Origin of the sequence: Marinobacter koreensis (assembly GCF_023156285.1) — a bacterium.
Taxonomy (GTDB): domain Bacteria; phylum Pseudomonadota; class Gammaproteobacteria; order Pseudomonadales; family Oleiphilaceae; genus Marinobacter; species Marinobacter koreensis.
Genome location: NZ_JAKZAJ010000004.1, coordinates 135,884 through 161,392 on the forward strand (window position 1 = coordinate 135,884; position 25,509 = coordinate 161,392).

General features: G+C 60.5%; 24 protein-coding genes. 12 read left to right on the forward strand and 12 right to left on the reverse strand.

Annotated elements, in window-relative coordinates:
- Positions 1–21 precede the first annotated feature (21 nt).
- A complete protein-coding gene (locus MLD04_RS11920) occupies positions 22–615 on the forward strand; it encodes a hypothetical protein (RefSeq protein ID WP_248158560.1) in 594 nt (197 codons plus the stop codon).
- A gap of 10 nt (positions 616–625) precedes the next feature.
- Here MLD04_RS11920 and MLD04_RS11925 read toward each other — a convergent pair whose 3' ends face one another.
- The 4 genes from MLD04_RS11925 to MLD04_RS11940 are packed head-to-tail and all read right to left on the reverse strand — an operon-like array spanning position 626 to position 4,658.
- Positions 626–1,765, reverse strand: a complete 1,140-nt coding sequence (locus tag MLD04_RS11925) for a HupE/UreJ family protein (protein ID WP_248158561.1) — start codon at positions 1,763–1,765, stop codon at positions 626–628.
- Positions 1,762–2,952, reverse strand: coding sequence for a tetratricopeptide repeat protein (locus tag MLD04_RS11930; RefSeq protein ID WP_248158564.1), 1,191 nt, complete (start codon positions 2,950–2,952; stop codon positions 1,762–1,764). The genes MLD04_RS11925 and MLD04_RS11930 overlap by 4 nt, the downstream gene beginning before the upstream one ends.
- The gene (locus MLD04_RS11935) at positions 2,918–3,166 is read right to left on the reverse strand and encodes a hypothetical protein (RefSeq protein ID WP_248158567.1); all 249 of its coding nucleotides are present in this window, start codon (positions 3,164–3,166) and stop codon (positions 2,918–2,920) included. The genes MLD04_RS11930 and MLD04_RS11935 overlap by 35 nt, the downstream gene beginning before the upstream one ends.
- A 10-nt stretch (positions 3,167–3,176) precedes the next feature.
- Positions 3,177–4,658 carry a DUF4331 domain-containing protein gene (locus tag MLD04_RS11940; protein WP_248158570.1) on the reverse strand — a complete coding sequence of 494 codons (1,482 nt, stop codon included), beginning with the start codon at positions 4,656–4,658 and terminating at the stop codon, positions 3,177–3,179.
- A gap of 157 nt (positions 4,659–4,815) precedes the next feature.
- On the opposite strand from MLD04_RS11940, the gene MLD04_RS11945 reads away from it, so the two are divergent.
- Positions 4,816–5,379 carry a sigma-70 family RNA polymerase sigma factor gene (locus MLD04_RS11945; RefSeq protein WP_248158572.1) on the forward strand — a complete coding sequence of 188 codons (564 nt, stop codon included), beginning with the start codon at positions 4,816–4,818 and terminating at the stop codon, positions 5,377–5,379.
- Positions 5,376–6,074, forward strand: a complete 699-nt coding sequence (locus MLD04_RS11950; RefSeq protein WP_248158575.1) for an anti-sigma factor — start codon at positions 5,376–5,378, stop codon at positions 6,072–6,074. Before MLD04_RS11945 ends, MLD04_RS11950 begins: the two co-directional genes overlap by 4 nt.
- A 12-nt stretch (positions 6,075–6,086) precedes the next feature.
- On the opposite strand, the gene MLD04_RS11955 is transcribed toward MLD04_RS11950, so the two are convergent.
- On the reverse strand, positions 6,087–7,505 hold the full coding sequence (locus MLD04_RS11955) for an HDOD domain-containing protein (RefSeq protein ID WP_248158578.1): 1,419 nt from the start codon (positions 7,503–7,505) through the stop codon (positions 6,087–6,089).
- 223 nt (positions 7,506–7,728) lie between these two features.
- On the opposite strand from MLD04_RS11955, the gene MLD04_RS11960 reads away from it, so the two are divergent.
- From MLD04_RS11960 to MLD04_RS11970, 3 genes are read left to right on the forward strand one after another with little or no spacing between them, the layout of a single operon-like run.
- On the forward strand, positions 7,729–8,736 hold the full coding sequence (locus MLD04_RS11960; protein WP_248158583.1) for a methionine ABC transporter ATP-binding protein: 1,008 nt from the start codon (positions 7,729–7,731) through the stop codon (positions 8,734–8,736).
- Positions 8,736–9,401 carry a methionine ABC transporter permease gene (locus MLD04_RS11965; RefSeq protein WP_248158585.1) on the forward strand — a complete coding sequence of 222 codons (666 nt, stop codon included), beginning with the start codon at positions 8,736–8,738 and terminating at the stop codon, positions 9,399–9,401. Before MLD04_RS11960 ends, MLD04_RS11965 begins: the two co-directional genes overlap by 1 nt.
- Positions 9,402–9,444: 43 nt before the next feature.
- Positions 9,445–10,233, forward strand: coding sequence for a MetQ/NlpA family ABC transporter substrate-binding protein (locus MLD04_RS11970; RefSeq protein WP_248158588.1), 789 nt, complete (start codon positions 9,445–9,447; stop codon positions 10,231–10,233).
- Between the two features lie 100 nt (positions 10,234–10,333).
- Here MLD04_RS11970 and MLD04_RS11975 read toward each other — a convergent pair whose 3' ends face one another.
- Both MLD04_RS11975 and MLD04_RS11980 read right to left on the reverse strand, forming a co-directional pair.
- Complete coding sequence (locus tag MLD04_RS11975; protein ID WP_248158591.1) at positions 10,334–10,987, reverse strand: peroxiredoxin; 654 nt, start codon at positions 10,985–10,987, stop codon at positions 10,334–10,336.
- Positions 10,988–11,132: 145 nt separating this feature from the next.
- A complete protein-coding gene (locus tag MLD04_RS11980; RefSeq protein ID WP_248158592.1) occupies positions 11,133–12,497 on the reverse strand; it encodes an alanine/glycine:cation symporter family protein in 1,365 nt (454 codons plus the stop codon).
- Between the two features lie 200 nt (positions 12,498–12,697).
- Between MLD04_RS11980 and MLD04_RS11985 the strand changes: the two genes are divergently transcribed.
- Both MLD04_RS11985 and fghA read left to right on the forward strand, forming a co-directional pair.
- The gene (locus tag MLD04_RS11985; RefSeq protein WP_248158593.1) at positions 12,698–13,132 is read left to right on the forward strand and encodes a CBS domain-containing protein; all 435 of its coding nucleotides are present in this window, start codon (positions 12,698–12,700) and stop codon (positions 13,130–13,132) included.
- Positions 13,133–13,161: 29 nt separating this feature from the next.
- Positions 13,162–14,007, forward strand: coding sequence for an S-formylglutathione hydrolase (gene fghA / locus MLD04_RS11990; RefSeq protein ID WP_248158594.1), 846 nt, complete (start codon positions 13,162–13,164; stop codon positions 14,005–14,007).
- A gap of 24 nt (positions 14,008–14,031) precedes the next feature.
- On the opposite strand, the gene MLD04_RS11995 is transcribed toward fghA, so the two are convergent.
- The 3 genes from MLD04_RS11995 to MLD04_RS12005 all read right to left on the reverse strand — a co-directional run bounded on the left by MLD04_RS11995 (position 14,032) and on the right by MLD04_RS12005 (position 16,720).
- Entirely contained in the window at positions 14,032–15,156 is a 1,125-nt protein-coding gene (locus tag MLD04_RS11995) for an HD-GYP domain-containing protein (protein ID WP_248158597.1), read from the reverse strand.
- A gap of 116 nt (positions 15,157–15,272) precedes the next feature.
- Entirely contained in the window at positions 15,273–15,704 is a 432-nt protein-coding gene (locus tag MLD04_RS12000; RefSeq protein WP_248158600.1) for a helix-turn-helix domain-containing protein, read from the reverse strand.
- A gap of 152 nt (positions 15,705–15,856) precedes the next feature.
- The gene (locus MLD04_RS12005) at positions 15,857–16,720 is read right to left on the reverse strand and encodes a substrate-binding periplasmic protein (protein WP_248158603.1); all 864 of its coding nucleotides are present in this window, start codon (positions 16,718–16,720) and stop codon (positions 15,857–15,859) included.
- A gap of 220 nt (positions 16,721–16,940) precedes the next feature.
- Here MLD04_RS12005 and MLD04_RS12010 point away from each other — a divergent pair, with 220 nt between their 5' ends.
- Positions 16,941–17,948 (forward strand): GGDEF domain-containing protein, encoded by a 1,008-nt coding sequence (locus MLD04_RS12010; protein WP_248158605.1) that lies wholly within the window; start codon positions 16,941–16,943, stop codon positions 17,946–17,948.
- On the opposite strand, the gene MLD04_RS12015 is transcribed toward MLD04_RS12010, so the two are convergent.
- Positions 17,905–19,317: an MATE family efflux transporter gene (locus MLD04_RS12015; RefSeq protein WP_248158610.1), complete on the reverse strand. Its 1,413-nt coding sequence runs from the start codon at positions 19,315–19,317 to the stop codon at positions 17,905–17,907. The two genes, MLD04_RS12010 and MLD04_RS12015, sit on opposite strands and share 44 nt — an antisense overlap.
- 97 nt (positions 19,318–19,414) lie before the next feature.
- Between MLD04_RS12015 and MLD04_RS12020 the strand changes: the two genes are divergently transcribed.
- The 3 genes from MLD04_RS12020 to MLD04_RS12030 all read left to right on the forward strand — a co-directional run bounded on the left by MLD04_RS12020 (position 19,415) and on the right by MLD04_RS12030 (position 23,578).
- Positions 19,415–20,287, forward strand: a complete 873-nt coding sequence (locus tag MLD04_RS12020) for a carboxylate/amino acid/amine transporter (RefSeq protein ID WP_008940302.1) — start codon at positions 19,415–19,417, stop codon at positions 20,285–20,287.
- Positions 20,288–20,439: 152 nt separating this feature from the next.
- The gene (locus tag MLD04_RS12025; protein WP_248158613.1) at positions 20,440–22,014 is read left to right on the forward strand and encodes a methyl-accepting chemotaxis protein; all 1,575 of its coding nucleotides are present in this window, start codon (positions 20,440–20,442) and stop codon (positions 22,012–22,014) included.
- A 166-nt stretch (positions 22,015–22,180) separates the two neighbouring features.
- Entirely contained in the window at positions 22,181–23,578 is a 1,398-nt protein-coding gene (locus tag MLD04_RS12030; protein ID WP_248158615.1) for a sodium-dependent transporter, read from the forward strand.
- A gap of 66 nt (positions 23,579–23,644) precedes the next feature.
- Here MLD04_RS12030 and MLD04_RS12035 read toward each other — a convergent pair whose 3' ends face one another.
- Positions 23,645–25,489, reverse strand: coding sequence for a methyl-accepting chemotaxis protein (locus MLD04_RS12035; protein ID WP_248158618.1), 1,845 nt, complete (start codon positions 25,487–25,489; stop codon positions 23,645–23,647).
- Positions 25,490–25,509: the final 20 nt, after the last annotated feature.

Here is a 25,509-nt window from a genome sequence, read left to right on the forward strand (position 1 = left end):
CATCGAGGAGGCGTGCGTCTTATGAACCAACCGATGGCAATCGACGATCTTGTATCCGTAGCACAGGCCGAAGCCATGGGGGAACTGGATGCCCCGATGATGGCGATCGTCCTGTCCAGTGAGCAAAGCTATGATTTGCCCATAAACTCCCTTGAAACCGATGCCGACAAGGCCCGCTGGGGCCTGATTCTGCGGGCGGCCCGCGAACATGTGGAAGCCGATGCGGTGGCTGTGCTCTACCCGGCCTGGACGACTATCCGGCAGAAGCAAACCGATGAAGAGAAAGCAGCGACGGAGGCGGATGACGAAGGCAGCAGTCCCATCGACACCCTCTTCGTACAGCTCCACACGCGGGATCATGTCTACTGGCGCGGCTTCGAGCAGATCCGTGATCCCCGCCACCAGCGGATCATCGGTTTCCGCCGGATCAAGGCGTTGTCCACCGACTATCGCCGTGAGGAAGCGCCCTCCGTGGCGGCCTGGCTCAGCACCCTGTTTGAGCCGTTGCCGATAGAGGGTGAGGAGACCGAGGTGGATCGGGAACTCGCCGATCTGCTGGAAGAGCCGGAAGTCAGTGCTGCGCTCTACCCACGGCAGATGCGGTCACTGCACTAGGGGGAAGGCGTCACCCGATCCAGCCGGGCAGGGGCACTCGCTGGCCCGCCCAGACCAGACTGGTGACGCCGACTACCGCGAGCATGATCGGCACCATCGCCCGTTCATACACAGGTCGGTGGGCCAGTGCATACAGCAATGGGAAACCAACCAGCAGCAAACCGATCTGCCCTAGTTCCACGCCGATGTTGAAACCCGCCAGGGCCGACGCCAGTTCCGACTGACCACTGGTCAGGTCCGACAGCACACTGGCGAACCCGAAGCCATGCACCAGGCCAAAACCGAAGGCCAACAGCCAGGTCCGTTCGCCGAGAACGGGCCAGATCACGTTGATGGCGGTAACGGTGATGGACAGGGCAATGGCGGTTTCCACCCAGGCGCTGGGCAGATTGACGATGTTCAGGGCCGAGAGCGCCAGCGTGATCGAGTGGGCAACGGTGAACGCGGTGGCGATGCCAGCCAGTTTCTTTATTCGCGCCGTCAGCCCCAATGCCCTGCGAGACCCGGTCGCTGCCCGCACACCCAGTGTCGCCGGGATGGCGAGCACCAGCAAAAAGAACAGGTGATCCATCCCCATCAACAGGTGTAGCACGCCCTGATGCACGAAGGTCAGGAACGTCTGCCATGGTGAGGGGGGACGGGTTCCGAGTGATATTTCGCCGGTTTCAGGGCCGAACACCGCCAGCCTTGAACCGCTACTGCCTTCTATGCTGACCAGTGCCCTGTGCAAGGGATCGATGTGGAACAGCAGCGTATAGCGCAGCGTGTCTGGTGTGCCGCCATCGGCGCAGTCAATCCGGTAATCGGCCGCCGCATAATTTCCGTCGCTGTGTTCGGAGATGCCCCAGCGCTGACCGGTCAGCCGGCAGGGGCCTCCGGCATTGCTGACCATCACGCCCTGCTCGACGGTGCGGGTGATGGCCGGTCTGGCGGCCCGGACCTCCGCGCCGCTCACGGCCTGGTCGCCATTGCGATCAAGGGAAACCAGCAAAGCGAGGTCCCTGAGCGCCAGATCCACCCGCAGGTGGCCCTCGTCAGGGCTGATATAGATAAAGCTGTCGCTGGCCTTGTGGGCGTGTGCGACCGGCGACATCAGTGCAAGCAACGCTACCCAGAGTGCCGCGAACGCGAGCGGGTTATGGTGACTCATGGCGTGTCTCCGGGGTAACGGGCATCGGTCTGATGATGACTGGCCAGCCATTGCCGGACCGGTCGGGAGCGTTCGGTCTGGCCGGCCTCCCGGGCGGCGAGAAGCAGCAGTCGGGTATCGGGTGGCTCGCGCTGGGTCTTCCAGTTGGCCAGTGCGAATTCAAGTGCCAGCTCCGGATCGTTTTCAACGTGAAGCTGAAACCGGGCGTAGTCCCGCTTGTGCAGCATGCTTCCCCGCCAGCGGGCTTCGCTGAATCGTTCCCGCAGTCGTTGGACGAGTGTGGGAGCATCGGGGTGATCGAGTCGCCTCATGGCAATGGCCCGCAACACTGCCAGGGAATCCACTTTTTCATAGCCCCGGGTGAGTGCGAGTACCGGTTGTGCCCGATGATGTCGCAGGTACCAGTCGGCCAGCTCCGCCCGGATATAGAGATCGTCGGGGTTGGACAGCAGAACCTCGCGCCAGTACTGCTCGGCTTTGTCGTTGTCGAGCTGATCGGCCAGATCGCCCAGGGTACCCAGGGCCCATAGTTGTTCCGACGTTGCTGCCCCCCGGGCCTGTCGGTATCCGGCAAGCAGTGTTTGATAAGCCTCTCTGGCCTGGCCGGTGCGGGCATCCACCAGCGCCAGACAGCTCTGTGAGATCAGGCCGGGCATTGCCTGCTGGAGTTGCTGGCAGGCCGTTCGGGCCTGATCGTAGCGCCCCTGCACGGTCTGCACGTTTGCCAGGGTCAGCAGAGCCTGCAATCGCTGCGGACCATAACCCTGCTGGATGACGGTCCGAAGGTCGGTCCGTGCCTTGTCGAATTTGTGCTGGCTCTGGTAGAGAGTGGCTCTCAGGACCCGAAGCTCGTCGGTCATCCGATTCTCCGGCCAGGGGGAGAGGATACCTTCGGCGTAACCGATAAAACGTGGATCGCCGGTGGACCGGGCCTGTCGTATGTATTCGTGGACCTGGCTGGCCAGGGCTTCCGGTGAGGACGGTGGTTGTGCGGTGTTGACCCGGACGTTTGGCAGTTGCGCCAGAATGGCCGTATCCGCAAAATCCGGATTAATCGGAGACGGGCCGGCGAAGGCCGGCTCCGTCGACAGCACCATCAGAATCAGAAAGGCGGAGAGACGGCGGCGGGAGACCCGCCACCGTTCCCACCGCTTACTGATTGAACAGATCGCTGTAGGCTTGCGCATTGTTGCGGTCATTGAAGCTGAACTTCACCGAGTTGATGTTGACCGCCTCCCGATCGTCACGGGTATTGGCGATTTCCTTCTTCACGAACGTCGTGAAGTCTGTCGAAGCGGCGATGCCGGATCCCGACCGGGAATCGGAGCTGGAGCCTCCGAAGCAGCCGCTAAGTAGGATTGCGGTGGAGGCCGCAATTCCCAGGTTGATAATCGCTTTCATGTCGGCCTCCTCACAGTCCGTTCGGTGAGCCGGCGACCGGCGTTGCCAGATACGGGAAGGTGGTTCTCAGCGTGTTCGGATCCAGCTGGACACCGTCCGTGAAGGGAACATCCTTGTTGGGAGCGTCGGTGGTCAGTGCCCCCATGGCGACACGGAGTTCGGCATCCACTACATCGTCCACCGGGCGTCGTCCGTTGGGGAAGCCGGCGGTGTCACCACCGAGTACACCCAGGTCGTTCTGGGAGCCGGCGGCCGTGACCGCAATCGCCGTGTTCAGGCGAAGCATCTCGGAAGCGGTTACACCCTCGGGCTTGTTCAGTCCGTCGATGCCGGTCAGGAAGGCGCTCACCAGATCCGTTCTCGGGAAGTTGTTTGGTGCCTCGGCCCCGGCACTGCTGAACAGGATTTCCAGCAGTTCAGGCAACGTCGGATTGGTCACGTAGGTCAGGAACTGGCCATCGTTCATGGGCTCGCTGGCGTTGAATCGATCCTTGTCTTTCAGACCGATGACCACTTCGTTCACCAGCGGCATACCGAGCCGGGATACCTGGGCCCAGGCACCACCCTCGATGGTCGCGCCTTTGCCATTGGCAGACGGGGCACGGTTGATGACCCGGGCCTGGCGGACGCTGGCGCTCGTCCAGGCGCCAATCACCGGATCACCGCCGGCGGTCATGGCCGAACCGGTCAGGCAGGAGGTGGGCACCTCCAGGGCGAAGGAGGTGACGTTCTTGTCCACCAGGTCCCCCGGGCCTTCCGCATCCCGGGCACCGAGCGGATTGGTGTTCACCAGGTCGAAAATTTCCCCGAGGTTAACCGCAAACGCTTCTTTGCGCTGGCCAACGAAGACCCGGCCATTGGCGCTGCAGCCCGGCAGGTTGATGGTGTAGATGTGCTGGTCGGCATAGGTTCCGTAAGCCGCCGGGTCCATGTTGCCGCCGAAGGACTTCTCACCGATGTTGTCCAGCGGTTTGAAGAAGTACTCGGTGCCGGAATCCACGTTCGTGGCGGTCTGAACGGTGCCCTTGCGGCGATCGCCGCTAACGACCTTGACCGTATACCGCTGGCGAACCTGAACGTTCGCGTCGTCGGTGGCATCGCCGATGTTCTTCAGCGGTACCGATACCATCTCACTGCCCACGGGGATCTGCTTGTCGGTCAACTGATCCTCGAATCGGAACTGGAACGTCAGGTCTTCCTTGGCGTCACCGTTGTTGTCGATGTGGATTTCGTAGAGGGCGTCGTCGTCCATATCGAAGTAGTTGGGACCGCCATAGGCATCCTGCAGGGGCAGATAGTTGGCGATCAGGGTAACGTAATTGCTCCGCCCGGACTCGTAGCTGCGGAACATGTAAAAGTCGGTGGCATCGACTTTGGGCATCTCGGTAATGAACGGAGCCTCGCGATGGCTGGAGGCCTGCGCTATGCCGGTTGAAAGCAGGGTGGCCGCACCCAGCGCCGCGACAGCCGATGTTTTGATGACAGTGTTCATTGTTCTCTCCTCACACAGATTTTGTTGTGTTGCACAAGGAGAAACGGGCGCCGGTTCGGGTGAGATGCACCTGCCTGTAAAAATTTGTAATCGGCCCCGGTTGCTGCATCTCCAATCCCCGTCCTTTCGTATTCTTGTTAAAAAGGGAGGACCACACGTGGCTTATGCCCAGAAAGACACCGACCATGACCGACTGATGAGGCTGCTTATGCAGATCGCCCGGGATGACCGGGATGCATTCCGGCAGCTGTATGAACTGGTGGCGGCCCGAATGTTCGGGATGTGTCTCAAGCTGGCGGGGCAGCGGGATCTGGCGGAAGAGGCGCTGCAGGATGCCTTTGTTCAGATCTGGCACCGTGCAAGCGAATACCATCGCGACCGGGGCGCACCGCTCAACTGGATGATGACCATTGCGCGTTATCGGACGCTGGATCTCATGCGCGCCCGGAAGGCCCGCCCGACGATGGGTGACGAAGGTCTTGAGGACCTGGATGATGGCCGGAGTGGTCCGCTGGAGTCTTCCCTGCGGGATGCCGGTGCAAGCCGTTTGACCGGGTGTCTGGATGAGTTGTCCGATGTCCAGAGAGACAGCATCCTGTTGTCCTATTACCGCGGATTTACTCACGAGGAGCTGTCGCAGGCCTTGAGTTCGCCGATCGGAACGGTAAAGAGCTGGATTCGCCGTGGGTTGATCGCCTTGAAGAGGTGCCTGGAACGATGAAAAAGACACCTGAACGTATCGAGGCACTGGCGGCCGAGTATGTGCTTGGCTCTCTGAAGGGGCCAGCCCGCAGACGCTTCGAACAATGGATGATGGAATCCGGACGGGTTCGTCAGGAAGTGTGGTTCTGGGAGGAGCGCCTCAGCGAACTGAGCCGAGAGCTACCCGAAGAGGCGCCGCCCCGGTCGGTCTGGCAAGGTATCGAACGGCAATTGTGGCCGCAGCAGGCTCAGGCCAAACCGACTCGCTCCGGCTTTGCCCGCTGGTTCTGGCCCGGTTGGAGTCTGGTGGCAACAGCGGCGGTGCTGGTGCTGGCGGTGGTCCTGGTGCAGCAGCCTCGTCAGCCCGACACTGGTCAGCTCTCTGGTGCAGTGGTCCAGGCCAACCTGGAAGACCCGCTGTGGCTGGTGTCGGAGTCCGCGTCCGACCGCCTGCTGAAACTGCGTTCGGTGGCCGCGACTGCCGCCGCCACCGGTAAGGACTATGAGCTCTGGGTTGTACCCGAAAGTGGCCAGCCGTTGTCACTGGGTGTGATTCCGGCTGGTGGCGTACACACGGTCCGTTTGAGCGACGAGGCCCGTCAGGCCCTGTCCAAGAGCCGCACGCTGGCCATCAGCCTGGAGCCTCGTGGTGGATCGCCGACCGGCGCACCGACCGGGCCGATCCTGCACGTGACCAAGCTCTACTCCCTGTAACCAGTCCCTGCCTTACCCGCGGCTGGAGAGCAGGGTGAGGCAGAGCTGGGCGTTCTGGATGAAGTGCTCGAACGCCGTCAGCTGTTCGGCGGACGGCGTATAGCCCGCAGCGGCGTTGTCGGCATAGAACAGTCCCACCAGCCGGTCGCCGGCCTTGAGGGTGCCGGTGAGCGCGGGAACCTTGCCCAGCCAGCGGTCGAAGTCGACACCCGGCGCGTTGGCAGGAGGCTGGTATATGACACAGCCGTTCTCCGGTAAAAGGCCGCCGAGCGGGCCGGACCGATCCTTCTTCAGAGCCAGGTTGTCCCGCCAGGCTTCGGTGCCACGACCGCCCAGCTTGCGAGGGAGCAGCAACTGGCCGCTGCGGTCGCTCATCAGCAAGGCCACCCTTTGCATGCCGACGGCCCGGTGGATCCCTTCGATGACGAGCTGACAGATTTCGTTAATGTCCGGCTTTTCCGCCAGGCTGAGGGTCAGATCCCGGAGTATCTGCAGCTGAAGGTTGGGGTCGATGTCCGGCGCCTTTTCCGGGCCGGATTCCTCCTGGTTCCCCGGCATCATTGCCGTGACCTGGGGAATGCCGAGCGAGACCGCCACCTTGGCGGCTTCGCCGGCGTTTACCTTGACCCGGTCGCGGAGGGTGGCCGGCGCCTCGCCGGTGTCCTTGCTCAGGCTTTCGAGTACCTTGTCCATCTCGGCGCCACGCCATCCCTGCTCCGCCAGCCTTGCCATCTCCACAGAGTGGCGAACCAGGCTGCTGGCCATGGAGTTGGGCTGCCCCGGCGAAACCACGTCGCGGATGAACGGCCCAAGCGACCAGGCTTCCACCAGACCCCGGGTGATTTCCGGAAAGGTGGTGTGCAAAGCAGCCTTCTGTGCTTCAACCGGCGGCTCCTCCAGCCGCAGCCGCTCTTCGAGCTCGTTCGCCTGCGGCGTTTCACAGGACCAGAACGCCAGCTCGCCAATGTTCATCAGCAGGGCACCGATAAACACTTCTTCCAGCGCGTTTTCATTGCGCTTGGGCATCAGGTAGCGGGCCTGGACCGCGGCATGAATGGCCCGTGCCAGGCATCGGAGCAGATGGGGGCGGTCATTACGCTGTAGCAGGCTGTCAACGATCAGTGAAGAGATGGCCATGGATTTGACGGCATCAAAGCCGATCAGGGTGATGGCTCGGCTGACGGTGCTGACCTGGGTGCGGGTCTGGTTGTAGAACACGGTATTGGAGAGCCGCAGGACCTGGGAGGTGAGCTGGGCATCGTTGAGGATCACATTGGCCAGCTCGTTGACCGTGCTGTTGCTGCTGTCGGTCAGTTCGTTGATGCGTTTGAGGGTGTTGGCAAGAACCGGCAATTCCACTTTGCTCAGGTAGGTGACCCATGCCTTGGTCGATGTCATGCGTTCGGGAAGCGTCTCGCTCTGATTGGTCACGTTATTGTTCTCGGGCCGGTTGTGGGTAGGTTGGAAAAAGATGCCTCTTGAATGAACAGTTTAGAGCAGGTCCGGCACTCCTGTCAGGTAACCGTTGGTGGCAGCATTGTAAGGGCAACTACCCATACGGTTTGGCGATGATTGGCATTCGTTCTCATTCGGGTTTGCACGGATAATGCGCTATAATCGCCGGTTTTAACGCTGCACCCACAAGGCGCTGACTGTGATTGTATTCGACCAGGTACAGAAGTCGTATCAGGTGGGCGGCCGGGCGATCCCTGCGCTGCATCCCACCGATATGACCATTGAAACCGGCGAGGTCTTCGGCATCGTTGGCCACTCCGGCGCGGGCAAATCCACGCTGGTTCGGCTGATCAACCTCCTGGAACCGCCCACCGGCGGCCGCATCCTGATTGATGGCGAAGACGTCGTCGGTTACAACCCGGCCCAGCTGCGGGCGTTCCGTCGCAAAGTGGGCATGATTTTCCAGCACTTCAACCTGCTGTCGTCGAAAACCGTTGCCGACAACATTGCCTTCCCGATGAAGCTCGCCGGCATCTATTCGAAGGCCGAGATCCGGGATCGGGTGGACGAGCTACTGGCCCGGGTCAGCCTGACCGATCATGCCAACAAATACCCCTCCCAGCTTTCCGGTGGCCAGAAACAACGGGTCGGTATTGCCCGTGCACTGGCCTGCCGACCGACGATTCTGTTGTGTGACGAGGCTACCAGTGCCCTGGATCCCCAGACCACCCAGTCGGTCCTGAAACTGCTGGCGGACATCAATCGGGAGCTGGGCCTGACCATCGTCCTGATCACCCATGAAATGGACGTGGTCCGCCGGGTCTGTGACCGGGTGGCCGTGATGGACGCCGGTGAGGTGGTCGAGATGGGACCGGTCAGTGACGTCTTCCTGCATCCGAAGCACCCCACGACCCGCGATTTCGTGTTCGAGAGCGAGAATATCGACGGCCAGGAGTTACAGGAAGATCTGCAGAAGGCCAACGGCCGGATCCTCCGCCTGACCTTCAAGGGCGAATCGACGTACCAGCCATTGCTGGGCAGCGTCGCACGCCAGTCCGGCGTGGATTTCAGCATCCTGTCGGGGCGTATCGATCACATCAAGGATACCCCCTATGGCCAGCTAACCCTGTCTCTGGTGGGCGGTGACCTCGACCTGGCCATGCAGGCGTTTGATGCTGCGGACGTGCATGTGGAGGTGGTGCGCTGATGGAAGGTTTATTGAGCAATGTAGACTGGGCGGAAATCGGCTTTGCCAGCTGGGACACGCTGGTGATGGTCGGTCTGTCACTGGCATTCAGCGTGCTGATCGGTCTGCCCATCGGCGTGTTGCTGTTCCTCACCGGCAAGCGTCAGTTGCTGGAGCAGCCGGTGGCCTACGCGGTGCTGTCGTTCGTCGTCAACGTGCTGCGGTCGGTACCGTTCATCATCCTGCTGATCGTGATGATTCCCTTCACGGTCATGCTGATCGGCACCTCCCTCGGCGTTGCGGGGGCTATTCCCCCGCTGGTCGCCGGCGGCGCCCCGTTTTTCGCCCGACTGGTGGAAACCTCGCTGCGTGAAGTGGACCGGGGCATCATCGAGGCCACCCAGGCCATGGGCGCCACGGTACGACAAATCATCTTCGGCGCGTTGCTGCCGGAAGCCCTGCCCGGGATTATCGCCGGCATTACCGTCACCGCGATTACGCTGGTGTCCTACGCGGCCATGTCCGGTGTCATCGGCGGTGGCGGCCTGGGCGACCTGGCCATCCGCTTCGGTTATCAACGATTCCAGACCGACGTGATGGTGATTACGGTCGCCTTACTGGTCATTTTTGTGCAAGTACTCCAGATGGTCGGTGACCGTCTGGTGCTCTATTTCAGTCGTAAATAGCAACTGCCCGATTTTTCCAACGATCCACTCAAGGAGTAAATCTATGAACCTCAAAAAGACCCTCGTGGCCCTGGCGGCCGCTGCGGTAACCACCTTCTCGGTGTCCGCGTCCGCAGAGAAACTGTCCGTGGCAGCGACGCCGGTCCCCCATGCCGAGATCCTGGAATTCATCAAGCCCAAGTTGGCCAAAGAAGGCGTGGATCTGGATATCAAGGTGTTCACTGACTACATCCAGCCGAACATCCAGGTGGCGCAGAAGCGGATGGATGCCAACTACTTCCAGCACCAGCCGTACCTCGATGAGTTCAACGAAGGCCGTGGCACCAATCTGGTGGCGGTCACCGGTGTGCACGTGGAACCGTTTGGTGCCTACTCCAGCAAGATTGACTCCCTCGACGATCTGAAGGACGGCGCCGTGGTGGCGATTCCCAACGACCCGACCAATGGCGGTCGCGCGCTCCTGCTGCTGCAGAAGGCGGGCCTGATCAAACTGAAGGACGCCAGCAAGATCACCGCTACACCGCGCGATATTGCTGAAAACCCGAAAAACCTGGACTTCAAGGAACTGGAAGCGGCAACCCTGCCCCGGATTCTCGACCAGGTGGACCTGGCGCTGATTAACACCAACTACGCGCTCGAGGCCGGCCTGAATCCGACAAAGGACGCGTTGGTGATCGAAGGTTCCGATTCACCCTACGTGAACATTCTGGTGGCACGTCCGGACAACAAGGACAGCGAGGCCATGCAGAAGCTGGCTGCGGCCCTGCACTCCGACGCGGTGAAGCAGTTCATCCTGGACAAGTACAAGGGTGCGGTGGTTCCGGCGTTCTGATTCAGAAGCAGTACGCAGACAAAAAACGGGCAGCCCTCGGGCTGCCCGTTTTTTTAGCCTGGGGTCAGAGGAAGGTTTCGTCTGGCCCCGTTTTCAGCGTTTACTCGCCGCTCCAGTTGGATTTCGGGTCCGGTGTCATCCGCAGGTAGGATTTCACGGCCTTGTAACCTTTCGGGAAGCGCTGCTTGATCTCTTCCTCGTCCTGGAGGGAGGGCACGATCACCACGTCGCCGCCACGCTCCCAGTTACCCGGAGTCGCTACCTTGTGCTCGTCGGTCAGTTGCAGCGAGTCGATGACCCGGAGCACCTCGTTGAAGTTACGACCGGTTGACGCCGGGTAAGTGATGATCAGCCGGACCTTTTTGTTCGGGTCAATGATGAACAGGGACCGGACGGTCAGGCTGTCGTTGGCGTTCGGATGGATCATGTCATAAAGATCAGACACGGTACGATCGTGATCCGCAATGATCGGGAAGTTGACCGCGCATCCCTGGGTTTCGTTGATGTCCTTGATCCAGTCGTGGTGTGAGTCCACCGGATCGACACTCAGGGCGATCGCCTTGACGTTGCGTTTTTCGAACTCGTCCTTCAGCTTGGCCGTCAGTCCCAGCTCGGTGGTGCACACCGGTGTGAAATCCGCCGGGTGAGAGAACAGAATCCCCCAACTGTTGCCCAGCCACTCATGGAAGTGAATCTTGCCTTCCGTGGAATCCTGTTCGAAGTCCGGTGCAGTATCGCCTAAACGTAAGCTCATGACTGATCTCCTTGATCGTGTGTGTTGCCAGTAACTTTCAGGGTTCGGCATGACTCTGCCGGAGGTGGAATTAACAGTGTATACGACATTCCATGGTGGCGGATGAGGTGAATACAAGGGTGTCGTACCCACCTCACCACGACACTCATCGTACGCCGGGTGCCTGCTGCCGGGCGAAGTGCTCACGGGTCAGTTTGAAGACCACGGGGCTCAGCATCAGCAAGGCGATCAGGTTTGGCAGTGCCATCATGGCATTCAGGGTGTCTGCCACCAGCCATACGAAGCCCAGTTTGAGTGTGGCACCCACCGGAATGGCGAGAATCCAGGCGACCCGGTAGGGCACGATGGCTTTGACGCCAAACAGGAACTCGATGCACCGTTCACCGTAGAACGACCAGCCCAGGATCGTCGTGAAGGCAAAGATGGCCAGTGCAATCGCGACAATGTAATTGCCGACACCGGGCAGCGCTTCGGCGAACGCCAGGGACGTCAACTCCGCACCGGACACGCCCTGGGTCCAGGTGCCGGATGTGATGATCACCAGACCGGTGATGGAACAGATGATGATGGTATCGATGAAGGTACCGAGCATGGCCACCATGCCCTGGTTGATCGGATCCTTGGTCTGGGCGGCAGCATGGGCGATGGGGGCGGAGCCCAGGCCGGCTTCGTTGGAGAAGATGCCCCGGGCTACGCCAAAGCGGATGGCGGCCCAGACCGCGGCACCGGCAAAACCACCCTGGGCAGCGATCGGCGTGAAGGCGTGCTGGAATACCAGGCTCAGGGCGCCTGGAATCTCGGACGCGTTCAGGGCCAGTACCACAACCCCGGCGACAAGGTAGGAAATCGCCATCAACGGCACCAGGGCACTGGCCACGTGACCGATCCGGCGGATGCCCCCGATCAGTACCAGGCCAACGAGTACCATCAGGACCACGCCCGAGATCCAGTGCGGCACACCGAAGTTCGCTTCGATCACATCGGCCACGGAATTGGCCTGAACCGTATTACCGATCCCGAAGCCGGCAACGGCCGCAAAAATCGCAAACAGGATGCCCAGCCAGGCCCACTTCTGCCCCAGCCCGTTCCGGATGTAATACATGGGGCCGCCAACATGGTTGCCACGCTCGTCCACTTCCCTGAAACGCACGGCAAGAACGGCCTCGGAATACTTGGTGGCCATACCCACCAGTGCCGTCAGCCACATCCACAGCAAGGCGCCGGGCCCGCCGAGGAATACCGCCGTTGCGACACCGGCGATGTTGCCAGTGCCCACTGTGGCGGAGAGGGCGGTCATCAGTGCCTGGAATGGCGGGATTTCACCTTCGGATTCGGCGCCGGTGGCCTTGCGACCGGTCCACATCAGCCGGAAACCGGCACCGAGTTTGCGGATCGGCATCAGCTTCAGACCGATACTCAGGAACAGGCCGACGCCCAGTATCAGGACCAGCATGGGAGGCCCCCACACCAGACCGTTAACGCTGCTGAAAAAATGCTGGATGGCTTCCACGGGGATCTCCCTTTGTCTGCCGGATGGAATTGGATTTTTGACCCTGTAGGGTATAACCGATTGAGTTTAGTCGGATATTTTTCGCTGTAAACTGTTATTGAGGAATCCGATTTCCTTTTGGGTGCCCTTTGCCTATGGTTAGGGAGAAGCATGCCAGGTTCTGCCTGGCCACAAGCGAGCCATGAAAGAGGGATCTGCCTATGCGTTCTTTGAAAGTGTCCGATGTCATGTGGAATCACATCGAACCGATACGGGTTGGCACGCCTCTGACCTCGGTGGTCAAGGCGCTGCTTGGCAACCACGTGACCGGATTGCCGGTGGTGGACGACCAGCGGCATGTCCTGGGATTCATTTCGGAACAGGATTGTATTCATGCCCTGCTGGTGAGCGGCTACCACCATGAGGGCGATCCGACCGTGGACGATGTGATGTTCCGCGAGCCCCTGACGGTGTCGCCGGAGTTGGCGGTTGTGGATCTGGCACAGAATCTCGGTGCCGGCAAGCCGAAGGTGTACCCGGTGGTGGACCATGGAAAACTGGTTGGCATCGTCACTCGTACCGCTATCCTGTCGGAGCTGGCCAAAACGGGGTTTGGTGCGGAAATGCCCCGATACGCCAGCGCCGACGAGGACTGACTTCATTTTATTTCAGGACCAGGAAACTTATGGAACTGCTATCCACCAATGTTTGCTTTGACGGGGAGCATCGCCGTTATCGCCATACTTCGAAAACGGTCAACGGCGATATGGAATTTGCGGTCTTTCTGCCGCCCTCGGCAGTGGGGCGAGAGCCGAAGGCGGTGCCGGTGCTCTACTGGCTCTCCGGCCTGACCTGCACCGACCAGAACTTCATGCAGAAAGCCGGCGCCCAGAAGCTGGCCGCGAAACTCGGGCTTGCCATTGTCTGCCCGGATACCAGCCCCCGGGGGCTGAACCTGCCCGGCGAGGATGACAGCTACGATTTTGGCTCCGGTGCCGGCTTTTACATCAATGCCACCGAGGAGCCCTGGGCGGCTCACTATCGCATGTACGATTACGTGGTGAGTGAATTACCGGCACTGGTGGAACAGGCGTTGCCGGTGACTGACCAGCGATCCATCAGCGGCCACTCCATGGGCGGTCACGGCGCCCTCATCTGCGCGCTCAAGAATCCGGGACTTTATCGGTCAGTGTCGGCGTTTGCCCCGATCGCGAATCCGACCGAGTGCGCCTGGGGACAGAAAGCCTTCCGTGGTTATCTCGGTGACGATCAGAGCCGATGGGAAGAATGGGATGCCACGTTACTGATTCCCACCGCCCGGGAGCGTTTACCGCTACTGGTGGATCAGGGTACGGCGGACGAGTTCCTGGACAGCCAGCTCAATCCCGACGCGCTGGCGGATGTCTGTGAAAAGTTCCATCACCACATCAACCTGAGGATGCACCGGGGCTACGATCACAGCTATTTCTTCATTGCCTCATTCATTGAGGATCATCTGAACCACCACGCGCGGGCGCTCGGGCTGGCCTGATGGTCAGCCCTTTCCGGCGCTGGCTCAGGAGCGGAAGCCCCAGATCAGGCTGAAATCCATGGACGGCATGATTTCGGGTTCCTCCAGTGCGCGGATGTTGTACTCGAGCAGGCTGGTATCGCGCTCGAAGGTACCGCTGTAGCGGTTGCCCCTTGGTCCGAAGATGGCTTTCACGAACGGGCCGCGTGCCCGTACGGGCCTCCCGGTGACCACGGCGACTTCGTTGTTGTCCAGGCGGACGAGGATCCCTGGTGGATACTCTCCGAGCACTTCCAGCAGGGCTTTCGGGATCGCCGGGCGGAATTTGCCGTCGGCGAGGGTTGCGATCAGGCGCCGGGCCTCGGACACCGTCATACGTTTGCGATAGGCGCGCTTGGTGATCATGGCTACATAACGTTCCGCCAGGGCAAGGATTTCCGCCTCCGGCCGGATATCAGTGCCACTCAGACCATCCGGGTAACCAGAACCATCGGCCTGTTCATGGTGCTGGGCAATGATGGTGTGAAGCAGAGGGTTGGTAATGCCCGCCGCTTTCAGGGCCTCGATGCTGCGCTGGGGATGCCGTCGAATGACCCGGCGCTGTTCGTCTGTGAGGACTTTGTTTGATGCGTTTAACTGATTGGCGACCGGCACAAGGGCCAGGTTGGCGGTCAATGCCGCGCCGGTCAGCACCGAGATCCGCTTTTCCTCCAGCCCGAACTGACGGCCGATAAACTGGCAGAGGATTGCGTAGAAGATGATCTGCTCGTGGATCGTGGGGCCGATCGAGTAGAGGTGCACCAGTGCGAGGCTGGCATCCGGTGCCTCCCTGCAGGTTTTCTCGATCATCCGGCAGAGCCCGAGCAGGCGCGGGCGGGCGCTGGCATCACGGTCGGTGATGGCGGTCAGGGTTGCTTCAAGGCTTTGCAGGAACTCGGCGTAATCGGCGAACGGGTTGCGGTCCCGGTTATCCTCGAAGATCTCTTCCTGGGGAACATCAATCTTTCGAGGTTTGAAACGGCCTCGTTCGAACAGCTGTTCCAGCTGGCTGTCGCTGTTGATCACGTACCCTTGCCGCAACAATACGTTGCCGTCGGCATCGTATACCGTCCAGGGCAGGGGCCGGCCGATTTCCAGAGCGCCTGGGGCTATGCGAACGAGGTTGGACAAGTGGTTATTCCTGAACGTTGTTTCAATAACGTTTTAGTCTAACCCTGAACTTTGGTTCAAGGCCAGTGAGCAGGGGCCAGATTCATGGGATTGGCGGGAAAGACGGTAACCGGACATCAGTTGGCGTTTTTACGTCCCTCGTCCGTCGGGTGGGTGTCAGGTTCACCGGGCTCCGGCTCGTGGGTAACCGGCAACGGTTTGGCGTCTACGCTGATATTGCTGAGCGCTTTTCGGGAATGTGCCTGGAGCAGCTCGGCAAAGCTTACGAGCAGTTCGCGATCCTGTTCCGGCAATGATATGAAAAAGGTGTTCAATGCCACTTGCCTGGGGTCGCGCTGGGTGCCGGAAGCTTCCGAAATCGAAAAAATGTCGGCCATCGTCGAGTCGAGTGCATCGGCAACACGATAAAGGAGATCGAGACTGGGTTTGGCGACATTGCGTTCTATGCGGGACAGGTTGCCGACGTAGGAGTCGGTTCTGTCGGCCAGCTCGGCCAGCGTCAGTCCTTTCTGTTTCCTGAGGCGTCTCAGTGCCTGACCTAAACTCATAACAGCGCTGTCCGGTGGGCGGGTGAATCACCGTCAAAGCATATCCTATGTGCTGGGATCGTTTATTGATCGAGGTTAAGAAATGTGTCGTTACGTGCGGCAGAGTGATTCGTGCCTATGGTTCTGCCGGGTGTTGGCTTCGTCAGGGACGATCAGGGACAGGCATCCGCCGGGGGCGTTGCCGGAATCTGTTGGCTGAAATCCTGCAGCCCGGATACAAATGCGGAGGACGATGAGTCAGCCAGCCAGGTCTTTTCCATCGCTCCGATCAGGCGCTGGTATCTGCCGGTTTCGACCAGCCGGGCCAGTCCGTCGTTGAAGGCCGCGCGGAGCGCGTTTGCGTCGCTGGTGCTTCTGCTGAATATCAGGTGATACCACGCGACCCTGATCGGGTGTGGGTCGTAGGTAATTCGGTCCAGGGCCGAGGCTTCGAACGTTTCCGACAGCATGGCGAAACCGGTCAGGGGATCCATCGGGAACAGATCGATGCGGCCCAGCAGCAGCTTCTGGAAATTCGCCCTGTCAGAGGTGGTGATGTCCGGTTGCAGTAAGCCCCGGGCGATGGCCGTTGCGACCTTCGATCCGTAGGCGTAGTCCTGGGTCAGGCCTATCCGGAGGCCAGCCCAGTCCTGGATGGATGACCAGGAAAAATCGTCGCTTTTCCGGTGGAAGAGGACGTACCGGAACGGGTACAGCGGACGGCTGAAAAGGAAGTTCTCTTTTCGCGTGGGGGTGCAGCTCCATACGGCCGATGCGTCAAACTGTCCGGATCGCGTCATTGCCAGTGCCCTGGACCAGGGCACGTGAGTGAACCGGGCCTGGATGCCCTGGGTGGCGAAGGCTTCCCGGATCAGCCGCGCGAAATACCCGCCGCTTTCGGCCGACTGGTCCAGGTAGGGTGGCCAGAACCCGGTCGCGATTTCGACGGTGCGCCCCATGGTCTCGAGGCTGTTGAAAAACAGAAGTAACAGCAACGCTGCCCGGGTGATTTCTCGGACAGTGAAACGTTGAATCATGGCGTGTCCTTGCGGTTGTGCCTCTTATAAAAGCTGCGACGATGATCTCAGGTTAACTTAAAATGCATTGGGTGCATATTCGGGTGGTGTCTGCCCGGGGAGATGGCAGGACCGACCGCCGGTTTTCAACAAATTAATGTTAAAAATCGTAGCTGGAGGGCGAAGCATGCAGGGCATTGGGCTATTCTGAAGGGCCATGAAAGCCACCGGTCGGAGATTGATGCTTTACCGTCTGAAAACCGATTTTCGCCTGTCGATCATTACCCTGTTGGGTGTCAGCGGGTTGCTGGGTATTACCCCGTTTGCCGTGATGCGTTTTGTTCAGGGAAACCTGAAGGCAGGGCTGGTCGACGTATGTATCCTGCTGGGGGTGAGCGGTGGCGTTATATACGCATGGTTGACCGGCGATACACGGCGCAGTGGCTATTTCATGGCTGTGGTATCGTCCTATGGTGCCGTGCTGGTGGGCACCATTGTGGGGGATCCGGGGCTTTTCTGGCTGTACCCCTGTCTGATTACCACGTTTTTCATGACTCCGCCCCGGGCGGCGATCGCGATCAATCTTTCCGCGATTACGCTCATGGTTCTGATTGGCGAGGCCTTTCGCGGCCAGGAGCAGATGTGGTCATTCGTATCGACCGCGCTGGTGGTCAGTGCCTGCGCCTTCGTCTTTGCCAGCCGGAACCAGGATCAGCGCCGTCGGCTGGAACACCTTGCCACGGTGGACCCGCTGACCGGGGTGAAAAACCGTCGTTCCATGGACGCTGAACTGGATGCGGCAGCCGCCAGTGCCGAACGAACCGGCATTTCCCACGCCCTGGTGATCCTGGATATCGATCACTTCAAGCGCATCAACGACGAGTTCGGCCACACTGTGGGTGATGAGGTCCTGGTGGATCTGATCGCTTTGCTGGAGCAGAACACCCGACGGTCGGATCAGTTATTCCGGTTTGGTGGAGAGGAGTTCGTGCTGTTGCTGGCGGGTGTGGATGGCGACGGCCTCAAGGCGGTATTGAACAACCTTCAGCAGACCCTGCGCAAATACCTCAAATCGCCCGGAGGCCCGGTGACGGCGTCTTTCGGGGTGGCCATCCTGAGGCACGGTGAGAGTGTGGGGAGCTGGCTGAGCAGAGCCGATGATGCCCTGTATCAGGCCAAGGAGTCGGGCCGGGACCAGATAGTGTTCAGCGATGAACCCATGCCCCAGGCGCAGTTTCAGCCGACCTGAACCGGAACAGCCGCCACCCGAGTAGCAGGCCGGCCGAGGTGAGTCCGCCGGTCAGTCCCACCCAGAACCCCGCAGCTCCCATCGCCGGCCAGAGTACGTCCGTGAAGGTCAGCAGGTATCCGAGCGGCAGGCCTACCCCCCAGAATGAAAACAGCATGATGAACATGGGAATGCGGGTGTCCTTGTAACCCCGCAGGGCGCTGATGCAGGTCACCTGCACCACATCCGCGATCTGGAACAAGGCCGCGAAACCGAGCAGGCGGATGGTGACCGCCCGAACGTCTGCCTCACTGGAGTACAGTCCGGCAATCTCCGGTGAAAAGACATACAGCAGGGACGCAAATAACAGGGCAATCAGCGCCGCCAGGATCAGGGAGCTTCGGGATATGAGCCGGGCGGTATCCGGGGCTCTCGCACCGATCAGGAAGCTGACGCGCAGGGTCAGGGCCATGCCCAGACTCAGTGGCAGCATGAACAGCAGGGAGACCACGTTGAGCGCGATCTGATGCCCGGCGACCACCACCGGGCCCAGTGGTGCCAGAAACAGCGCGATCACCGAAAACATGCTCGCCTCGACGAAAATCGTAAAGCCGATCGGCAGGCCGATCCGCAGGATGTCGACCATTTCACGCAGAACCGGTCGCGACCAGTCGGTCACCAGATGAAAGCGGCGGTATGCCTCGCTCCGGTTCAGGTAGGCCAGCAGGGCCACCGCGGCGACACCGTTGGCGATGGAAGTGGCCCAGCCGCACCCGATGCCCCCCATGGCCGGTAGTCCCAGTTTCCCGAACATGAAGATGTAGTTCAGGGGCAGGTTGATCAGGGTGCCGAGCACGGAGAACGCCATAATCACCCGGGTGTGTCCCAGGCCATCGGTCAGGCCACGAAGGGCGGTCATCAGCAGAAGCGCGGGAACGCCCCAGGCGAAGGCATCGAGATAGCCCTGGGTGATGTGTGCGGTGTGGGTATCGAGTTTCAGTCCGGTGAGCACGGGCCGGACGTTGATCAGTAAGCCGATCATGATGACCGAGCCGGCGGCGGCCAGGTACAGTCCCTGCCAGGTAATCGGCATGATCCGGTGAAAGGTCCGTGCGCCGTTGTGCCCGGAAATGATGGGCTGGAGCGCGCCAAGGGCGCCCATGAAGAACAGGAACAGGGGCATCCAGAGGCTGCTGCCAATGCCCACGGCCGCCAGATCCTCTGCACTGGCATGGCCGGCCATGACGGTGTCGATCACCCCGTTGGCCATCTGGGCGATCTGGGCGATCAGGATAGGGCCGCCCAGAATGGCCAGCGTCCGCCATTCTTCCAGCATCCGCCGCAGACGCGGTTGCCGGCTATGGGGCAGTGGCTGATGAGTCTCGTCCATCGGTGCTCTGGCGCCTTGATCATCCTCAAAAACAGGCCTGCATCCTACCGGAAAAGTCGGTAAAGTACGCCCCTCTTCAAGCAGGAGCGTGTGTGCTATGGGTTTGCTGGTTTTCGTAACAATACTCTGGGCCTTTTCTTTCAGTCTGATCGGGGAGTTCCTGGCCGGGCAGGTAGACAGCGATTTCGCGGTGCTGAGCCGGGTCCTGATCGGCGCCCTGGTGTTCTTGCCATTTACCCGCTGGCGTGGCGTGCCCGGAGGCATGAAGCTGGGCATCCTGGCCACAGGCATGCTGCAGTTTGGTATCACCTACCTGTGCCTGTACCGGTCGTTCAGCTATCTCACCGTGCCGGAAGTGTTGCTGTTCACCATCTTCACGCCCCTGTACGTTACCCTCATTGACGATGCCCTGTTCCGGCGCTTCTCACCGGTCGCCCTGCTGGCGGCGGCAGTGGCCACGCTCGGTGCCGGCATCATCCGTTACGACGGGCTGAGCGAGGATTTCATCATCGGTTTCCTGTTGCTGCAGGTGGCCAACTTCACCTTCGCAGCCGGTCAGGTGGGTTATAAGCACGTGATGCAGCACTTCCCCATCGAGCTGGGGGCGCACCGGACCTTCGGTTACTTTTTCCTGGGCGCGTTAACCATTGCGCTTCCCTCTTTCCTGATTTTCGGGCATCCCGATCGCCTGCCGTCCACCTCCCTGCAATGGGGCGTTCTGGCCTGGCTGGGCTTTGCCGCTTCGGGCCTTGGCCTGTTCCTTTGGAACCGTGGCGCATGCAAGGTCGACGCCGGTACCCTGGCCATCATGAACAACGCGCTGGTGCCGGCGGGTCTGCTGGTTAACCTTCTGATCTGGAACCGGGACGCCGACCTGATGCGGCTCGCGGTTGGCGGCGGGGTGATTGCGTTTTCCCTGTGGCTCAATGCGCGGTTTCATCCCCGGGCCCGGCTGGCTGCCAGCGCCTGAAAATAGGTGATCCTGACGACTCAAGATTGGTTCTGGCTGGCCGTTAACTTCCCATGAATTCGGTCGTGTTGGTTGCAATATCCGGATAGGAGGTCTGGTATTGTTGTATTGATTCTCCAGGGGCTTTAACCCCGGAACAGTAAGGTTTTTATATGCGCAAGAATCTCCCGGTAACCCAGCGTGAAATCCGGATGCAGGAAGGTGGTCGGCTGATCACCACAACCACGCTAAAGGGTGTTATCACCTACTGTAACGACGAGTTTGTGGAGATCAGCGGTTTTTCCCGGGATGAATTGGTTGGACAGGCTCACAACATCATCCGTCACCCGGACATGCCCCCAGCGGTTTACAAGGATATGTGGGACTACCTCAAGGCCGGAAAAGCCTGGATGGGGGTGGTCAAGAACCGCGCCAAATCCGGCGATCATTACTGGGTCAATGCCTATGTGACCCCCATTCGTGAAAATGGCCAGATGGTTGGTTATGAATCGGTCCGCGTGGCACCGACCCGTGATCAGATTGCCCGGGCGGAAACACTCTATGCCCGGATCAACGCCGGTAAATCCCTGCTCAGTGGTATGGGGCGAGTGGTCTCCATCGTGAAATCGGGATGGCCCTGGATCTTCTCGCTGACCGTCAGTCTCGGTGCACTGTCAACGGGAAATGTCGCCCTCGCGGTCGGCCTGATTATCGGAGCCCACGTTCTGGGTGCGGCTTTCCTGCTGAAGTCTGTTACGGGTCGATTGAACCGCTTGCTGGACCTGCGTCCGGATGCGTTCAAGGATCCGGTGGTGGCCCGGACCTACAGCGACGAGAGCGGCCTGTTCGCCCAGATGGGGCTGCTCTTGATCAGCGAGGATGCCCGCATTCGCACCGCGCTGGCCCGTATTGACGATCAGGCCGAGTTGCTGGCCGAACAGGCACGGGCTTCCCATGGCTACATTACCGATGGGGCGTCCGCCATCGCACGGCAGCGATCGGAAACCGATCAGGTGGCCTCCGCGGTGAACGAAATGACCGCCTCCATTCACGAAGTCGCCGAATCGGTGACCGGCAACGCCCGGGAAGCCGAAGAGGCGAATCGTCTGGCGGATACCGGCAGCCAGCGAAGTGCCGAGGCACTGGAGGCGATTGAAGAACTGGTGGGCCGGGTCAACGGCATTGGTTCGACCATCGAAAAACTGGGTGAGTCCACGCAGAGCATTGGTGAGGCTGCCAACCTGATTTCGGAGATCGCCGATCAGACCAATCTGCTGGCACTGAACGCCGCCATTGAAGCCGCGCGGGCCGGTGAACAGGGTCGGGGCTTTGCGGTGGTGGCGGACGAGGTCCGTTCCCTGGCACAACGCACCCGGGAATCAACGGTACGGATCCAGGACGTGATCGACGACTTTCGCAAGCAGGTCGAAGCTGCGGTTCAGGCAACCCGGGACGGTGAAGCGGTCGCTGGCCGCGGGCTGGACAAGGTCCGGGATGCGGAAGACTCTCTGAGAGCGATCGTGTCGTCGATACAGACCATCTCGGACAGCTTCATCAGCATGTCCGCGGCCTTCGAAGAGCAGAGTCAGGTGTCGGAGGAAATCAACAAGCAGGTGGTCAATATCTCCGAGCTGGCGGATCAGAGCGATCAGCAGGCCGACGCGGCCCGCAACAGCAGTAACCAGTTGAGTAACATGGCCAAGGGTCTGAAAGATCTGGTGTCCCGCTTTATCAGCAAAAACCACTAGTTATAACCGGGGCCCCGCTGCAGTCGGCACGCGGGGCTCCGCTCCTCCCCCAGCGCCTCTGGCATCCGTTGGCCGGTACTGGCAGAATCGCGCCCCAACAGCGTACGGGCCTGTCCCGGCGCGTACTCGTTGTCTCATTCCCTAGCCAAAAGCACAGGAACCCATCATGACTCAGTCCAACCCGTCTGCAGCCAATGGTGACACGTCATCCCGTGGCCTCTGGTCGTCGCGGCTGGCGTTCATTCTGGCCGTGACCGGCTCTTCCGTTGGCCTCGGTAACGTCTGGAAATTCCCCTACATCACCGGTGAAAATGGCGGCGGCGCCTTTGTACTGGTGTACCTGGCCTGCATCGCGGTCATTGGCATTCCCATCCTGATGGCCGAGGTGTTCCTTGGCCGGAACGGGCGGCACAACCCCATTACCAGTATGCGTCTGGTGGCAGAGCGTAATCTCGCGTCCCCGCTCTGGCGGGTTTCGGCCATTGTGGGCATGATCGCTGCGTTCGTCATTCTGTCGTTCTATTCCGTCATCGGCGGCTGGGCGGCGGCCTACATCGGGCATGGCGCTACCGGTGATTTCGTCGGTGGCAATCCCGACACCATCAACGCCATGTTCGGAAACCTGCTGGCCAGCCCGGGCGAGCTGCTGCTGTGGCACAGCCTGTTCATGGCCCTGGTGGTTCTGGTCGTGTCCCGGGGGCTGAAAAAAGGGTTGGAGCGTTCGGTGACCATCCTGATGCCCGCCCTGTTCGTGCTGTTACTGGTGGCGGTCGGTTATGCCACCACAACGGGCCATTTCGGGGAAGCGGTGACTTTCCTGTTCAGGCCGGATTTTGGAAAGCTCTCCATTAATGGCGTCCTGATTGCCCTGGGCCATGCGTTCTTCACCCTGAGCCTGGGTATGGCGATCATGATGGCGTATGGCTCCTACCTGGGGCGGGACGTGTCTATCGGTCGCACGGCGGTGATTGTTGGTGTCACCGATACCCTGGTGGCACTGCTGGCGGGGCTGGCGATCTTCCCTGTGGTGTTCGCCAATAACCTCGAGGCGGGCGCCGGTCCCGGCCTGATTTTCCAGACCCTGCCGCTGGCCTTTGGCCAGATGCCCATGGGCAGCCTGTTCGGCACCCTGTTCTTCGTATTGCTGGTGTTCGCGGCCTGGACCTCGGCGATCTCGCTGCTGGAACCGGTGGTTGAGTGGGTGGAAGAGAAGACCACCCTGGGACGCTCCGGCAGTGCCATGCTGGTCGGTTTCCTGTGCTGGGCGCTGGGGATCGTCTCGATCCTGTCGCTCAATCTCTGGTCCGACGTCACGCCACTGGCCATGTTCGAGCGGTTTGAGGGTAAAACCTTCTTCGACCTGATGGACTACTTCACCGCCAACGTGATGTTGCCGTTGTCGGGCATGCTTACGGCGCTGTTTGTGGGCTGGTGTGTGGCCCGGGAATCCCTGAAGCAGGATGTGGGCCTCGATGGCAAACTGTTCGGCGTGTGGTATGGCCTGACCCGCTATGTCACGCCGGTGGCCGTTGCCGTGGTGTTCGTCTACAACCTGTTGTCCTGATTACCGGCGTTTCCTCCGGAATCGGAAAGCCCGGCCGCTATTCGGCCGGGCTTTTTTGATTGACACCTACACCGTAAACCGGGCCACCTGACTCCTCAGGCTTTCGGCCAGGCCCGCCAGTTCAGAACTGGCGCCGGAAACCTGGCCGGTCGAGGTGGCCGTCCGGTCGCTGACGTCGCGGATCAGGGTGATGTTTTCATTGATTTCTTCGGCCACCGAGGTTTGCTGTTCCGCGGCCGTAGCAATCTGCTGGTTCAGCGAGCGAATACTCTCAACCGCCTGGGTGATGGTGCCAATGGCCTCGCCGGTGACATGCGCCGTGCTCAGGGTGTCTTCCGCCAATCTTGCCCCTGCCGCCATGACGGTAACGGTTTCTTCGGCACTGTTCACCAGTCGGTCAATCAGTTCTTCGATTTCCGACGCCGATTGCTGGGTACGTTGAGCCAGCGAACGGACCTCGTCCGCTACCACGGCGAAGCCCCGGCCCTGTTCACCGGCCCGGGCGGCTTCGATCGCGGCATTCAGCGCGAGCAGATTGGTCTGTTCCGCCACCGATTTGATCACATCCAGAACGGTACCGATGTTCCGGGTGTCCGATTGAAGGGCATGAAGGCGTTCCTGCACCTGGATCACCTGGGCGTTCAGCTCGGTCACTTTCGCCACCGTCTGCTCCACCGACTGCTCTCCGGCACCGGCTTTTTCGCTGGCGTCGGATGCGGCGTTTGAGGCGTCCTCGGCATTGCGTGCCACTTCGCCCACGGTCGCCACCATTTCATTCATGGCTGTGGCGACCTGGTCGGTCTGCTCGCTCTGCTCAGTTACGCCGCGGTTGTTCTCGGCGGTGATCTGGGTCAGCTGGCTGGACGACGACGCAATGTCGTTGGCGTTCGCGTTGATCTGGTGAACCAGTCCCCGGAGGCTTTCGATCATGGTACCGAGGGCATTGAGCAGCTGCCCGGATTCGTCGGTCCGATCACTGCTCAGGTTGGCAGACAGGTCGCCACCGGCCACGCTTTTCGCCGCCGCCACCGCCGCACGGATCGGTCGCACAATGCCGCGGGTAAGCATGACGGACAGCACGATGCCGATCACAATGGCAACGAGTGTGGCAATGGCAATCGCAATGATCGCCTGCCGTTGCTGGCTCTCCATCCGCGCCACCTGCTGCTTCTGCAGGTCGGCGGAGGCAGCCATGCTCTGTTTGGCCACGGTTTCCATGGTCTGGTTCAGTTCGTCGGTCTTGCTGATCAGCGCTGCCGCCGCGTGAAAGGCGTCGGCGTAGTTATTGAACAGCTCCTTCGCCTGTTTTTTCTCATCGTCACTGAGCGTGGAGGACCGGATGGAAGCGAGGCTCCGTTCCAGCCGCTGATCGAACTGGTCAATGGAGTCGGCCTCCCGGGTAATCAGATAGTTCCGTTCTTCCCGCTGCATCTGTTTGAACATGGCATTGGCAAGGTAAAGCCGGGTCTCATTGTTCATCTGGGCTTCCAGAACCCGGCCCTGCATAGTGAGGTTGTCCCGCGCGGTTTCGGTCTCCGCCTGGATATCGACCACCTGCTGCAGGAGCTTTCCGAAACGTAGCGCTCCGGCGCTGATCTGTGCCGGAAGTTCGCTGTTGTTCCCGGTCAGTGCCCCGGCCTGATCCGACGCCTGCTTCAGCAGCTTTGTAGCCGCCTCTGCGTAGGCCGGATCGTTTTCCAGCAGGAAATTCTTCTCTTCGTTTCTGGCCTGGAGGAGCACCGAATTGATCTGGCTGGTCCTGGCCACATTATTGGCACTGGTCCCGTACTGATCCAGTGCCCGGATGCCGATCAGGCCGGTACTGACCGTCAGGACAATGAGCAGGGTGAAACCGATGGCGAGTTTCTTGCCAATGGTGAAGGGGGTGAATACGCGGGGAAGCGACGGCATAGCTGCAACCTCTGAATTGT